Source organism: Pseudomonas sp. B21-054, assembly GCF_026016345.1.
In the GTDB taxonomy this organism is placed as follows: domain Bacteria; phylum Pseudomonadota; class Gammaproteobacteria; order Pseudomonadales; family Pseudomonadaceae; genus Aquipseudomonas.
On the sequence record NZ_CP087204.1, the window covers coordinates 5,018,330 to 5,031,681 of the forward strand.

A 13,352-nucleotide genomic window follows, 5' to 3' on the forward strand; every position below is an offset into this window, starting at 1 on the left:
TTTAATGAAAAGCTCGTGTTTTTCATTAAAAAAAGCATGCACCAAAATAAAGCAGAGTGCTAGTCTATTTCCTGCCTGAAAAGCCTAAAAAGAATCCGGGCAATCAATAGCCCTCCTCTTTAGCATGACGCACTGCATAATAAAATATTTCTCTCCAGGGATGGTGTTCGCATGGAAGATGAAAAAACAAAGTGTGGGAAAAAGTATTACTTATTAACCCGGCATATTGGAACGCAAGTCCTAGATCTTCGTAGCTTCAAGAGAGATCAGATGCTGATGTACCTGGTGGGCGTCTGCTGTTTTTCGGTGGGTGCCAAATGCTTCATCATCAGTCAACTGGGAACCGATCCTTTAGATGTCCTGATCATCTCGATAGATAAAATACTTATGCTCGGAATGGGCATGTGTTCGGCTATCGTGTCCCTGTTTTTTCTAACATGGTGGATGCTCTGGAACAAAAAATACCCTCCGATCAGTCCATTTATTACAACCACGCTGACAGGCCTGCTGATTGATCTCTGGTCCGCCCTGGGGCTTGGAGAATATTTGACCCTCAGAATGAATGAGTACACATTATTGGCAACAGGGCTAATATTATGCGCCTATTCATCCGCTTTGATTATCATGAGCGGCATCGGCATCAGGATCATGGACTTGGTGGTACTGACCATGGTCTCCAAATGGGGCTGGTCATTCACCAAAGCCAAGATGATCATTGAAATCGGCATTTTTTCGACCGGCTGGCTTTTAGGCGGTCCCTTCGGCGTGGGCACGATTGCATTCTTATTGGTGATCGGCCCTCTTATCCAACCCTTCATGACTGTCAACACCCGGCGCTTGTCGCTTAAGAATTACGGATTGATCCGCGCTTCGTCTGCTTACTAATAAACAACAGGCTGACGGTCACTTGTGGCGGTGGAATTGTTTCGCCTCGACTTTTTTAACCGATGATACTGATAGCAACTTCCGTGATGAGGAGTGAGAGATGGACACTACAAAAAATAAAAACTGGACCTTGGAAAGCAGCCCCGCAAAACTGGAAGAAATACTCCCCGGGGGCGTCGTAAAGTGCCATCTTTCCCCGCGAAACTGTGTCATACAGGAGGGCAAGGTAGGCTTTTGCAAAGTGCGCGGAAACCGAGGGGGACGACTCGTTACATTGAACTACGGGAAAGGCGTTCACAGCACCGAAGAGACGATCGAAACCGAGGCAGTCTTCCACTTTGCGCCTGGAGAACGAATCCTTTCCCTGGGCAACATCGGCTGCATGCTCAACTGCGGCTATTGCCACAACTGGAAGACCTCGCAGGCCAAGTATGTAACCGATAAAGACGTTTACTACTATACCCCCGAGCAGGTTGTGGAAACCGCGCTCAAGCATGGAATACGCGTCATTTCCTGGACGTATAACGATCCTGTGGTCTGGCATGAATTCATCCTCGACACGGCAAAGCTGGCCAAGGAAGCGGGCTTGATCAACCTCTATAAATCAGCCTTTTTTATCAGTGAAGAAGCCATTGATGAATTATTGCCGGTCATTGATATTTTCTCGATTTCGCTCAAATCCATTTCCCCCGAATACTACCGAAAAGTCACAACGGGCTGGGTAGAGCCAGTCCTGGCCGGCATCAAGAAGGTCTACGACGCCGGCAAATACGTTGAAGTCAGTACCTTGATGGTGACTGACATCAGTGACGATGAAGACACCGCCAGGAAAATCAGCCAGTGGGTACTGGATGAACTGGGTCCGAACGTCCCCCTGCACTTCGTACGGTTTCACCCCGATTACAAAATGAGCAACAGCATCCGAACCCCTGTGGACCGGCTCCTGAAGGCTCGAGATGTTGCCCGGAGCATGGGCGTCGAGCACGTCTACTTGGGTAACGTGAATGATGTCGAGGGCACCAATACCAGCTGCAACAACTGTAACGCCCTGCTCGTCACTCGCTACGGCTTGAACGCTGAAATCATCGGGCTGGACAACAAAGGTTGCTGCTCTCGGTGCGGGCATGATGCGCACTTCAAATTGCTGGGTGACCCCGCAGCGAACAGCGCTGTTGAGCTGCGGGAGGAGGCATTGACTGATTACGAAAAGAGAAAATTCGAGTGGCACGGGGATATCGTATCGCTGCACGCCCAAGTGTTGAATACCGAAGACTTCGAACAGACAGTCTATCTGCGGCGCAATTATACCGATGGGCACAACAGCGGTTGGAAATCACTGACATTGCGAGCCCATGAAAGCTATCGATTCATTATCGCCAAGGCCCGCATCGATGAATCAGGCCCTGAGGTCTGGCTTCCCAAGGGGGTGAACTCTAACCTTCATGAAGTATTCGACAGGGCCCACTTCCCAACCGAGTCGATTGAAGAAATTGGTATCTCGCAGAATGACATTACCCCGACCATTGGTTATGAGGGCAAGCAGAACATGTATGAGCAGGTCATCAAAATGGTCAGCCAGTCATGAATGTGTCTACTGAAATACTTCATATTAAGGTCGATGATCGAGAGGCTCATCCCTCCGTAACACCTATTTATCAGTGCAGTGCTTTCAGTGCAGACTCGGCGTTCTTCTACTCAAGGAAGGCCAATCCCAATGTGACGGAATTGGAACAGGTTGTCGCGGCTCTGGAAGGCAGCCAATACGCCTTGGCCTACAGCACCGGGATGAGTGCCATCTACATGGTCTTAGAGCTGCTGAAACCGGGCGGCTCACTGGTGATCAACACATTCATCTATGGCTGCTCCTATAAGTTGTTTCAGAGGTATGCGGCACGTATCGGTGCCCAGCTAACGATCCTGGACCTCACCACAGAAGAGGGCTTGAAAGCGTTGCCGACGAACGTGGACATGGTCATCTTCGAAACACCGACCAATCCATTCCTGAAAGACATCGATATTCATGCGGTCAGCAAGGCCGTTAAACAAAACAACCCACAGGCCCTGGTGGTCGTCGATAACACCTGGGCCACTCCGATCTATCAGAAGCCGCTGGACTTTGGCGCCGACATTTCACTGTACAGTGCAACGAAATACTTTTCCGGGCATAGCGATGTCATGGGCGGCTTGGTGCTTGTCAACAATGAGCTGATCTATAACCGTCTCCTCGAAGGTCGCTTTTATTCCGGCTCGATATTAACCCCCCATAGCGCATGGCTGCTTCGCAGAAGCATGCAGACGTTCAACCTGCGCATGGAGAAGCACAGCCATACGACCTTGAGCATGCTCAACTACCTGCGAGAACTGCCTTTTATCCAACATGTCTATTACCCACGTGTCGATGGCAAACAATTGACCGGCTATGGCGGCATTGTGTTTGTTGATATTCGGCCCGACCTGGTCCCCTTTTACAAAACGTTCACCAGCGCGCTCAAATGGTTTGGCACAGGCACCGGAATGGCCTGCGTTACATCGATGGTTGCACAGCCTTTTAGTGGCAGCCATGCCTCGATGACGGATCAGGAAAAAGCGGACATGGGCATTGGAAAAGGTTTGGTTCGATTGTGCTTTGGCTTGGAGGAACTCGAGGATCTAAAAGAGGATCTGCTGCAAGCCTTCGAAGCCATGGAAAACAAGGTGGGTCAAACAAGTTCTCTCAATCCTGCATAGCGGCTGTTAATCATGAGCAACGAGCCTGCGAAGGCTCGTTGCTTTTTTATGGAGAAGTGAAATTGTCCAGCGCATTCGAAAACACAGTATTCGAAGACCCTATTCTGAACGTTATCCATCTTCTGAATTCTATTGCCCAAGAGAACCCGACGGCGATATCCCTGGCTTCCGGACGGCCTGATGATGAGCAGTGCGACCCCTCGCTTATTGACAAGGGATTGGCCCGCTACAGGGTTCACGTTGCCAGCACTGAACATTCACTCGCGACACGCCTATGCCAATATGGGAAAACCTCCGGAATCATCAACGAAATAATTGCTGATTATCTGCAGGTGGATGAAGGAATAAACGTTTTCAACCCTGAAAGTATTGTGGTGTGCATGGGCTTTCAGGAGGCTTGTACCTTGACGCTCTTAGCCATTTTTGAAGGAGGCGGCATTTTACTCGTGCCAGATCCGGTGTTTTCCGGGATCACGGGTATTGCAAAACTGCTGGGCATAAAAATGCTACCCGTTCCAATGGAGACCTTTCTCGATCCCGTCGCCCTGCGCAGAATCGCTGAAGATCTGGAATCCAGAGGGAAAAAAATAAGGGCACTGTATGCGATTCCTGATTTTAGTAATCCTACCGCTGACAGCCTTTCCTATCACAGCAGGAGGGCAATGCTTTCCTTAGCCCACGAAATGAATTTTTTCATCCTGGAAGACACTGCCTACCGCTACTTCAGATACGAGGGAGACGAGATTGCGTCGATGAAGTCGATGGACAGCAGTCGGGTGTTCCTGCTTGGTTCGTTTTCAAAGTCAATTTTTCCGGGCTTGCGTATGGGCTACGTGGTCGCTCCAGAAGGCACAGGGGTTATGCCCTTCAGCGCCAGGTTGTGTAAGGCCAAAAGTCTGATCACGGTCAATACCCCGGCCCTGTGCCAAGCGGTTGTAGGAGGGTTACTGCTCGAAAACAATCACTCATTGAAAGGCCTGAACCGATCCAGGGTGTTGTCTTACGCAAAGAAAAGAGACCACATGATTGAATGCCTTGAGCGTGAATTCCCGTCCAGGGTCGACACCCCTGGAACAGTCACCTGGAACCATCCGGCGGGCGGTTTCTTCATCAATGTGTCCCTGCCTTTCGTCTTTGGGCACTCTGAGATGTGCGAATGCGCGAAGCATTTCAACGTCATTGTATTTCCAACTTCCTTATTTTCACTGACGAACGAAGCTGTTACTCAGGTCAGGTTGTCGTTCAGTAATGCGGCAGCAGCAGAAATCACGCAGGCAATAGGCCGTTTCAGGGCCTATGTTGAGTCGAGAATACGGCAGATGTCCCCTCGCGGTGCCGCAGGGGACTGATACAGACCCTTAAGCGCCCCTCCCTCAGGTCCCGGTAGCCAGCATGACGCCGGTAGCTACCTGGTAGGCCCCTAGAAGGGTAATGGTTGCCCCAGAAAGGTAGTTGATCAATTTAAGCTTTGATTGGGCAATCCTGGCCTTGAAAAAGGAAGAAAACCCGCTCAATCCCAGCCACCAGACAGCCGAGCCCAGAAATATACCGGTTACCATCGGCAGCACCGAGTGTTGACTGTTTTGATCACTGACCATCCCATCACTCAGCGCGGCAAATATCGCTATAAACGACAAAATAGTCATTGGGTTCGACAGGGTCAAAAACAGCGTGGTCGAGTAGGCTTTGAACATATTGGCGCGCTCACCCGCCATGGCAGTTGTATTGCCCTTTAATCGTATTGTTTGATAACCAATGTAGGCGAGGAACATTCCGCCAAAAATACACAGCCAGGGTTTGAAGCTAATGAGCGTCGCAATGATCGCGGTGATACCCAAGGCCCCTACAAATCCATAGATCGAATCGGCGGTAGCGGCCCCCAACCCGGTCGCGAAACCGGCCCTCCAGCCAAGCATGAGACTCCTCTGTATACACAGCAGCCCAATAGGCCCCACAGGGGCAGCAATGCAAAGCCCAATGACCATCGATTTAACGAAAATCAACATAAATGCTTCTCCAAAATGGGTACTGGAAGGTTAGGAGAAGTGCAATTTTTTAGAAATTAATTATTAATCTTCCGAACTGTTTTTCCGGCTGTTTTGCATGAAGTAACCCCACTATTCCTTCATTATTAAGGTGCAACACCCCCCTGCCCGTCAGACCACAATGATCCCTGCAAATTATTCGTTGAAGGCGCTGGGAGTCGGCGCAGCCCCGAGAATTGAGAGGCTTTTTCACAGGCATAAAAAAACGCCGCTCAATGAGCGGCGTTTTTTTGAATTTGGAGCGGGAAACGAGACTCGAACTCGCGACCCCGACCTTGGCAAGGTCGTGCTCTACCAACTGAGCTATTCCCGCAAATGGCGTCCCCTAGGGGACTCGAACCCCTGTTACCGCCGTGAAAGGGCGGTGTCCTAGGCCACTAGACGAAGGGGACACGCTGCCCGGAACACATGGTGTGTGTTCCAGTGCCCAGATCCGTATCCGAAGATATCGGCTCTGGTTTCACTCAGCCTTGCCCGAAAGCAACGCTGTTTAAAATTGGAGCGGGAAACGAGACTCGAACTCGCGACCCCGACCTTGGCAAGGTCGTGCTCTACCAACTGAGCTATTCCCGCATTGGCGTCCCCTAGGGGACTCGAACCCCTGTTACCGCCGTGAAAGGGCGGTGTCCTAGGCCACTAGACGAAGGGGACACACGTACAACATTCACTACTTAATGGCGTTTAGCTGAGTGCTTTACGCTGTAAGTGGCGCGCATTCTATGGATGGATTGGGGGGTCGTCAACCCCCAGATATAAATTTATTTAAATCAATGACTTCGCCCGGTTTCGGGTCCTTTCGCAGATTTTGCCCGTCCGATCCCTGACGCCTATATTCTGCCGCCCGCCAAGACGTTATAGTCGCGCCAAGCAAATAGTGGCAATGTGCACCCACCTCCGTCGCGGTTCATATAAGCAGCACGACGCCCGTCTAATGTCGTCGCACGGGCCTATGCGCTTAAAAGCCAAGCCACTACACTCATCATATGCGCATCCCATTAAAGAGGTCTTACCGGTGACACCACTCATGATCACCCTGCTCGTCGTAGCCGGGATCGCACTGTTGATCGCCATTGGCTACATGAACCATGTGGTGGAAAACAACAAGCTGGAAAAGGCCCGCACCAAGGTTGAACTCAACGACCGCCTGCGTCGTTGTGGCGAAATCACCGAAACTTTCCCCGGCCAGTTGATGACCCCGGCCCTGAAGTTACTGATGACGCGCCTTGAGCTGAACGTTTGCCAGCGTTTGTTGAATCTGGAAAAAACCAATACCGCGGTCAAGGTGCGCCTTGATGAACTGAACGCATTGGCCGCCCAGGGCGAATCGATCCCGGTGAACAATCCGCCGGCACCGATCCAGACCGAAGCCAAGGCCAAGGACGTACGGTTTCTACTCGAGGCCTTGCACGGCCAGATCACCCGCGCCGCTCAAGACGGTTTTCTGCCGGCCAATGAAGCCAAGCGCTGGATCCGCGAAGTGCGGCATATCCTGGTCCTGCTGCACATCGAGTTCTTCAACAACCTCGGCCAACAAGCCTTGCAGCAAGAACAACCGGGGCAGGCCCGCCTGGCGTTCGAACGCGGCGTGCAGTACCTGCGCAAACAGCAGGAGCCGCAGGTCTACGCCGAACAACTGGCCTACCTGGAGAAACTCCTGGATCGCGCCAATTCCATGGTCCTGGCCAAGACCCAACCCGTGGAAGGCGAAGTCAACCAGTTGACCGAGGGGCTCAAGGAAGTCGAAGCGGACGCGGACTGGAAGAAGAAGAAGGTCTACGACTGAGATTCTGGTCGGGATATCAAGCCTGACCTGATTGTGGCGAGGGGGGTTATTCCCGCTGGGCCGCGCAGCGGCCCTGAAGCGGATAGCTCGATGTATCGGAGATTGCCCGGGGGCTGCTGCGCAGCCCAGCGGGGATAAATCCCCTCGCCACAGCTATCCCCATTGTCCGCTCACAACCTGAAATGCCCCACCATCCCCTTCAGCTTAACGCCCAACTGCGCCAGCTCTATGCTGGACGCGGCGTTACCCCGCATTGCCAGGGAGGATTGGTCGGCACTGGCCCGAATGCTGGTGACGCTGCGGTTGATCTCTTCGGCGACCGAACTTTGCTGCTCGGCTGCTGCCGCAATCTGCTGGTTCATCTGTTGAATCAACGACACCGCCGCCGCAATGCTGCCCAGGGCGCTTTCGGTCTGCAGTGCATCGCTGACCGCCATTTTCACCAGTTCGCCACTGCTCTGGATCTGCTGCACGGAGGTCTGGGCCGCTGAGCGCAAGGCGCTGACCAACCGCTCGATTTCCTCGGTGGACTGCTGCGTGCGCCTGGCCAAGGCCCGCACTTCATCAGCCACCACCGCAAAGCCGCGGCCCTGCTCTCCGGCCCGAGCGGCCTCGATAGCGGCATTGAGCGCCAGCAAGTTGGTTTGCTCGGCCACACTCTTGATCACACTCAGCACAGTGCCGATGTTCTGGATCTCGGCGCTGAGGCTTTCGATGCTGTTACTGGCGGACGTGGCCGAATCGGCCAGTTGCTCGATGCGCACCATGCTCTGACGCACCACCTGCTGGCCACTCTCGACTTTATCGTCGGCGGTCTGGGCCGCTTGGGCCGCTTCTTCAGCATTGCGTGCCACGTCGTGCACGGTGGCGGTCATCTGGTTCATGGCCGTGGCAACCTGCTCGGTTTCCTCTTTCTGGCTGCTGACCTCCAGGTTCGTCTGCTCAGTCACGGCCGAGAGCGATTGGGCCGAATTGGCCAACTGTTCGATCCCTGCCTGCAAGCCGCTGACAATACCGCTCAGGCCTGCCCCCATCTGTTGCATGGCCAACATCAACTGACCAATTTCGTCCCGGCGCGTCACTTCAACCGTTGCGCTCAGGTCGCCCGACGCGATCTGTTGCGCGACGCGAATCACGCTGCGCAGCGGTGCAACGATCAGCCGGGTAATGACCCAGGCCGCAATCAGCCCCACCAGCAGCGCCAGGGCCGACGAACCGATGATCAGCAGGGAGTTCTTTTTCAACTCGGTCCGCATCGCACCGTCTTCGGCCACATAGGCTTGGTCAACCCGCTCCACCACTTGGGCGGCACGCTCGTGCAGTTGTTGGTAGACGACTTTTTCCTTGGCCAAGAGGTCAGTGTATTCGGCCAGTTGCTGATTGAACCCGGCGATGTGCCCAGCCACTTCGTTAAGCACGGTCTGGTAACCCGGGTCCTTGACGGTGGTCTTGAGCGCTTCGGCCTGTGTCATGGCCTGCTCGGCCTGTTCAATAGTGCCTTGCCCCGCGTCTGCACTGCCCTTGCGGCTCTGGTCCAGACGGACCCGCGCTTCGTTCATGGCCTGTAGCATCAACCGTGATACTTCGCTGATCTGGTTGGCCTGTTCGATGAACTCGGCGCCCTCCTTGCCTTGGGACTCTTTCAAGCTGTAGGCACCATCATCCGCCAGCCCTGACTGCAGCACATCCAGGTTATTGGCGACACTGGACACCGACCAACTGGCCATTTCCAGCGCCAGATCCTTGCTCTGGCTCAACCCGACGAACTCGTCGAACGCCTTGCGATAAGCCGCCAGCGCCTGCTCCACGTCGTTCATCACCGGGACATTGGCCGCCTTCTGCGCCTTGAGCTCGTTGGCCTGGGCAACCAGCCCGTCGACGCCCTGGCGCAAGGCATCGGCCGTTTTAGGGTCGGAACGCAAGGCGTATTCCTGCTCGAGCAGCCGGACCTTGAGCAGCTCGCTGTTAAGGGAGGACATTTGCTTGAGTCCCTCAAAGCGGTGGCTGATGGTCTGCAGGGACCAGACGCCGATGGCCGCGACCACAGCGGTGAGCAGCAACACCAGGACGAACCCGATACCCAGTTTCTTTGCCATACCCAGGTTGGCAAAACTTCCTTGCACGGCCGAAATCATTGCGCTCAGTCCTCTGCCAGTGTGTGTTGATGCAGATTCGCAACGAGACGCCCCGCAGCACAAGATGCCGGCGTCGGAATAATGGCAAAAAGCTACAGCCGCGTCGTTTTCAGGACACTCAAGGTCGATCCAGAGCAGAGGCTCGGAAAAAAGCTTGCGCCCTGGGGTCCAAGGCATAGGCCACGTTGATCCGCAACCATTCACTGTTGGCGCCCGAAGGGCTGAACGCTGTACGCGAAGACAGCTGCACGCCGAACCGCTTGGCCAAGCGTTGTAATGCAGCGTAGTCACATATGGGTGGACGTGCCCAGATAAACAGTCCTCCCGCTGGTTTTCCAAAGACTTCCCAGTCGGCATCTTCAAGCATCTGCAACACAGCTGTCATATCACCATTGAGGCGTTGCCGCTGACGTTGCACCAGTTTGCGATAAGCACCATTGGCCAGAAGGCTGGCAATCACCGACTCACAGAAACGCGAACCGCCCATACTGGTAATGCCCTTGACCTCGCTCAGGCGCGCAACCACAGACGGTCCGGCCGTCACAAAGCCCACCCGTAACGAACTGCTCAGGGTTTTCGAGAAGCTGCCCACGTAGACCACGTCGGCATCCAGCGCTGCCAGCCGGGTCCGCGCCGAGCTCTGGAAATCGGCATAGACATCGTCTTCGATCACCAGCATGGCGTGTGTTTTCGTCAGTTGCAGCAACTGCTGGGCCACGGCCGGCGCCAGGCTGCTGCCGGTGGGGTTGTGGCAGGCGCTGTTGACGAACAAGGCACTGGGCCGGTGAGTCGCCAGGAGACGCTGCAGCGCATCGAGGTCCGGGCCGCGCGGAGTCCTGGGCAGTTCGAGCATGTCGATTTTATGCAACCTGAGCAGGTCGAACAGCTTCGAATAACCGGGGCTCTCCACCACGACGCAGCATCCCGGCTGCAACAATGTCCGTACGATCAGATCCAGCCCATGGGTGGCGCCGGTCGTGGTCAGGATCAGATTCTTGTCGGCGTCGATATTGAACCGCTTCAGGCGACGGGACAGTTGTTCACGCAGGGCCGGCAACCCCAACGGCGTACTGTAGTTGAACAGCCCCACCATATCGGTGCGGGTGACCTGACGGATCGCGTAACCCAAATCATCGCTTTCACGCCAGCTTTCGGGGAGCCCGCCACACCCCAACTTCAACGCCCATTGCGAGCTGTCGATTAAATGCCCGTGGACGGGCAGCGTGTCTGGCGAGCGGTTTTCGTCGATGGACTCGTGCCTGGACGAAGGTGAAGGGGCGACAAAAAAGCGTGAGCCATGACGGGACGCCAATAGCCCTTGGGCCACCAGGCGTTCGCACGCTTCATTGACACTGGACTGACTGAGCAGATTCTCCCGTGCCAATTGCCGGATGGATGGCAGCCGGGTTCCCGGTTGCACCGCATCCTGCCGGATCCAGCCCGTCAGCGCGTCGACAATTTGCTGCACGACGGGCACCAGGGCCTGTCGGTCGATTCTCAATTCCATGAGTAACCAAGCTCCTAAGCGTTTGTTTTCTTTCTGGAAACAGTTAAGCACAGGCCACTGCCAGACGATGTACGACATCATCGTCAAAACCGCTGATTCTCACTCTTTGAAACACATTGATCGCCTGATCCAAGGCGGTTCTCACTGCCCAAGAAAAAGCCCGCAACCAGTGCGGGCTTTTTCCTACAAGCAAGCTGAGCCACCTGTCCTCAGAACGCCGTGACGCCACCGTCCACCGCCAGGGAATGGCCCGTGGTGAAGGCCGCGCCATCGCTGCACAAATACAGCACCGCGCTGGCGATTTCCTCGACCTTGCCGATACGCCCCACCGGGTGCATGGCGTTGGCGAACTCGCCTTTTTTCGGGTCCGCCTCATAAGCCCGACGGAACATGTCGGTGTCGATCACCGCCGGACAAACCGCATTCACACGGATTTTTTTCTTGGCGTATTCGATGGCCGCCGACTTGGTCAGGCCGATCACGGCGTGCTTGGAGGCTGCGTAGATGCTCATCTTCGGCGCCGCCCCCAGGCCGGCCACCGAAGCTGTATTGACGATAGCGCCACCGCCCTGGGCCAGCAGCAAGGGCAGTTGGTATTTCATGCACAGCCAGACGCCCTTCACATTGACGCCCATGATCGCGTCAAACTCATCGAGGGTCCCGTCGGCCAGCTTGCCCTTCTCGATCTCGATCCCAGCGTTGTTGAAGGCATAATCGAGGCGACCGTAGGTCTTGACCACCTCGTTCATCAAATTCTGCACGTCGCTTTCCAGGGTCACGTCGCAGCGCACGAACACCGCCTCGCCACCCGCCTCACGAATCAACCGCACCGTGCCCTCGCCGCCCGCCACGTCCAGGTCGGCCACCACCACTTGCAGGCCTTCCGCTGCGAATGCCTGGGCCGTGGCGCGGCCTATGCCCGCGGCTGCGCCCGTCACCACGGCGACCTGTCCGGAAAACGTCATGCTCATTGTCAATTCCTCGAAGAATGCGGGGGGATGACGCCAGTCTAGTCACAGGTCCCGATGGCGCGGCAGCACTATCCAATTGCCGTTTGAACATTCATGGGCGCCAGTGATAAGACCCGTAGCTGAACTATCACTGTGTTGGATCGAAGTGCATTCGCTGTATCAGCAAACCTTGCGACAAACGTTTCGAAGGTCTATCAACAAGGCTTCATTCATCTTGAGTGCCAGCCATGACTGCCCAGACCAATCGCCAGTTCCTGCTCGCCAAACGCCCGGTGGGCGCCGCGACCCGCGAAACCTTCACCTATCAGCAAGTACCGGTCGGCGAGCCGGCAGCCGGTCAGATCCTGGTAAAGAACGAATACCTGTCCCTGGACCCGGCCATGCGCGGCTGGATGAACGAAGGCAAGTCCTATATCCCGCCGGTCGGCCTCGGCGAGGTGATGCGAGCGCTGGGTGTCGGCCAGGTGATCGCCTCGAACAATCCAGGGTTTGCGGTGGGGGACTACGTCAACGGTGCGTTGGGCGTGCAGGATTATTTCCTCGGCGAGCCAAGGGGTTTCTACAAGGTCGATCCGAAGCTGGCGCCGCTACCACGTTATTTGTCCGCGCTGGGCATGACCGGCATGACCGCCTATTTCGCCCTGCTGGATGTGGGCGCGCCCAAGGCCGGCGAGACCGTGGTGCTGTCGGGAGCCGCCGGCGCGGTGGGCAGTATTGCCGGGCAGATCGCCAAGATCAAAGGCTGTCGCGTGGTGGGCATTGCCGGCGGCGCCGACAAGTGCAAGTTCCTGATCGATGAATTGGGCTTCGACGGCGCTATCGACTACAAGAGCGAAGACGTCCATGCCGGCCTCAAGCGCGAATGCCCCAAAGGCGTGGATGTGTATTTCGATAACGTCGGCGGCGACATCCTGGATGCCGTGCTCAGTCGCTTGAACCTCAAGGCCCGTGTGGTGATCTGCGGCGCCATCAGCCAATACAACAACAAGGAAGCGGTGAAAGGCCCCGCCAACTACTTGTCGCTGCTGGTCAACCGGGCCCGCATGGAAGGTTTCGTGGTCATGGACTATGCCGCGCAGTTCGCCGCCGCTGGGCAGGAAATGGCCGGCTGGATGGCCAAGGGGCAGCTCAAGAGCAAGGAAGACATCGTCGAAGGGCTGGAGACGTTCCCCGAGACACTGACCAAATTGTTCAGCGGGGAGAACTTCGGGAAGCTCGTGCTCAAGGTCTGACCCCAAAATAATTGTGGGAGCGAGCTTGCTCGCGATGAGGCCCTGTCAGTCAACATTGCTATCGACC

The 13,352-nt window shown here is 55.5% G+C and carries 10 protein-coding genes, 4 tRNA genes and 1 pseudogene; 6 read left to right on the forward strand and 9 right to left on the reverse strand.

Annotated features, from left to right (window positions below; genetic code table 11):
• Window positions 1-171 precede the first annotated feature (171 nt).
• The 4 genes from LOY70_RS21680 (at window position 172) to LOY70_RS21695 (ending at window position 4,961) form a co-directional block, all read left to right on the forward strand.
• Window positions 172-885, forward strand: a complete 714-nt coding sequence (locus tag LOY70_RS21680) for a YczE/YyaS/YitT family protein (RefSeq protein ID WP_265029282.1) — start codon at window positions 172-174, stop codon at window positions 883-885.
• 100 nt (window positions 886-985) lie between these two features.
• On the forward strand, window positions 986-2,470 hold the full coding sequence (gene amrS, locus LOY70_RS21685; RefSeq protein ID WP_265029283.1) for an AmmeMemoRadiSam system radical SAM enzyme: 1,485 nt from the start codon (window positions 986-988) through the stop codon (window positions 2,468-2,470).
• On the forward strand, window positions 2,467-3,612 hold the full coding sequence (locus LOY70_RS21690) for a trans-sulfuration enzyme family protein (protein ID WP_265029284.1): 1,146 nt from the start codon (window positions 2,467-2,469) through the stop codon (window positions 3,610-3,612). The genes amrS and LOY70_RS21690 overlap by 4 nt, the downstream gene beginning before the upstream one ends.
• A 62-nt stretch (window positions 3,613-3,674) precedes the next feature.
• A complete protein-coding gene (locus LOY70_RS21695; RefSeq protein WP_265029285.1) occupies window positions 3,675-4,961 on the forward strand; it encodes a PLP-dependent aminotransferase family protein in 1,287 nt (428 codons plus the stop codon).
• Between the two features lie 24 nt (window positions 4,962-4,985).
• On the opposite strand, the gene LOY70_RS21700 is transcribed toward LOY70_RS21695, so the two are convergent.
• From LOY70_RS21700 to LOY70_RS21720, 5 genes are all read right to left on the reverse strand, one after another.
• On the reverse strand, window positions 4,986-5,618 hold the full coding sequence (locus LOY70_RS21700) for a LysE family translocator (RefSeq protein ID WP_265029286.1): 633 nt from the start codon (window positions 5,616-5,618) through the stop codon (window positions 4,986-4,988).
• Between the two features lie 276 nt (window positions 5,619-5,894).
• Window positions 5,895-5,970, reverse strand: a tRNA-Gly gene (locus tag LOY70_RS21705).
• A gap of 3 nt (window positions 5,971-5,973) precedes the next feature.
• A tRNA-Glu gene (locus LOY70_RS21710) sits at window positions 5,974-6,049 on the reverse strand.
• 105 nt (window positions 6,050-6,154) lie between these two features.
• Window positions 6,155-6,230: transfer RNA gene (locus LOY70_RS21715), tRNA-Gly, on the reverse strand.
• Between the two features lie 2 nt (window positions 6,231-6,232).
• Window positions 6,233-6,308 (reverse strand) — tRNA-Glu (locus tag LOY70_RS21720).
• Between the two features lie 373 nt (window positions 6,309-6,681).
• On the opposite strand from LOY70_RS21720, the gene LOY70_RS21725 reads away from it, so the two are divergent.
• Window positions 6,682-7,440 carry a hypothetical protein gene (locus LOY70_RS21725; protein WP_123345976.1) on the forward strand — a complete coding sequence of 253 codons (759 nt, stop codon included), beginning with the start codon at window positions 6,682-6,684 and terminating at the stop codon, window positions 7,438-7,440.
• A gap of 170 nt (window positions 7,441-7,610) precedes the next feature.
• Here LOY70_RS21725 and LOY70_RS30250 read toward each other — a convergent pair whose 3' ends face one another.
• From LOY70_RS30250 to LOY70_RS21740, 4 genes and pseudogenes are all read right to left on the reverse strand, one after another.
• Window positions 7,611-8,492: a methyl-accepting chemotaxis protein gene (locus LOY70_RS30250; protein WP_409201647.1), complete on the reverse strand. Its 882-nt coding sequence runs from the start codon at window positions 8,490-8,492 to the stop codon at window positions 7,611-7,613.
• Window positions 8,472-9,752 (reverse strand): annotated as a pseudogene (locus tag LOY70_RS30255) (HAMP domain-containing protein); the annotation flags it as partial. The pseudogene LOY70_RS30255 and the gene LOY70_RS30250, both read right to left, overlap by 21 nt.
• Window positions 9,694-11,082, reverse strand: a complete 1,389-nt coding sequence (locus LOY70_RS21735; RefSeq protein ID WP_265029288.1) for a PLP-dependent aminotransferase family protein — start codon at window positions 11,080-11,082, stop codon at window positions 9,694-9,696. The pseudogene LOY70_RS30255 and the gene LOY70_RS21735, both read right to left, overlap by 59 nt.
• 209 nt (window positions 11,083-11,291) lie before the next feature.
• Window positions 11,292-12,053: an SDR family oxidoreductase gene (locus tag LOY70_RS21740; RefSeq protein WP_265029289.1), complete on the reverse strand. Its 762-nt coding sequence runs from the start codon at window positions 12,051-12,053 to the stop codon at window positions 11,292-11,294.
• 227 nt (window positions 12,054-12,280) lie between these two features.
• On the opposite strand from LOY70_RS21740, the gene LOY70_RS21745 reads away from it, so the two are divergent.
• Entirely contained in the window at window positions 12,281-13,285 is a 1,005-nt protein-coding gene (locus LOY70_RS21745; RefSeq protein WP_025214910.1) for an NADP-dependent oxidoreductase, read from the forward strand.
• Window positions 13,286-13,352 lie beyond the last annotated feature (67 nt).

Coding starts and splice junctions, on each gene's coding strand:
- LOY70_RS21680 (WP_265029282.1), top strand. CDS start 172: ATGGAAGATGAAAAAACAAAGTGTGGGAAAAAGTATTACTTATTAACC.
- amrS (WP_265029283.1), top strand. CDS start 986: ATGGACACTACAAAAAATAAAAACTGGACCTTGGAAAGCAGCCCCGCA.
- LOY70_RS21690 (WP_265029284.1), top strand. CDS start 2,467: ATGAATGTGTCTACTGAAATACTTCATATTAAGGTCGATGATCGAGAG.
- LOY70_RS21700 (WP_265029286.1), bottom strand. CDS start 5,618: ATGTTGATTTTCGTTAAATCGATGGTCATTGGGCTTTGCATTGCTGCC.
- LOY70_RS21725 (WP_123345976.1), top strand. CDS start 6,682: ATGATCACCCTGCTCGTCGTAGCCGGGATCGCACTGTTGATCGCCATT.
- LOY70_RS30250 (WP_409201647.1), bottom strand. CDS start 8,492: ATGTTGGCCATGCAACAGATGGGGGCAGGCCTGAGCGGTATTGTCAGC.
- LOY70_RS21735 (WP_265029288.1), bottom strand. CDS start 11,082: ATGGAATTGAGAATCGACCGACAGGCCCTGGTGCCCGTCGTGCAGCAA.
- LOY70_RS21740 (WP_265029289.1), bottom strand. CDS start 12,053: ATGAGCATGACGTTTTCCGGACAGGTCGCCGTGGTGACGGGCGCAGCC.
- LOY70_RS21745 (WP_025214910.1), top strand. CDS start 12,281: ATGACTGCCCAGACCAATCGCCAGTTCCTGCTCGCCAAACGCCCGGTG.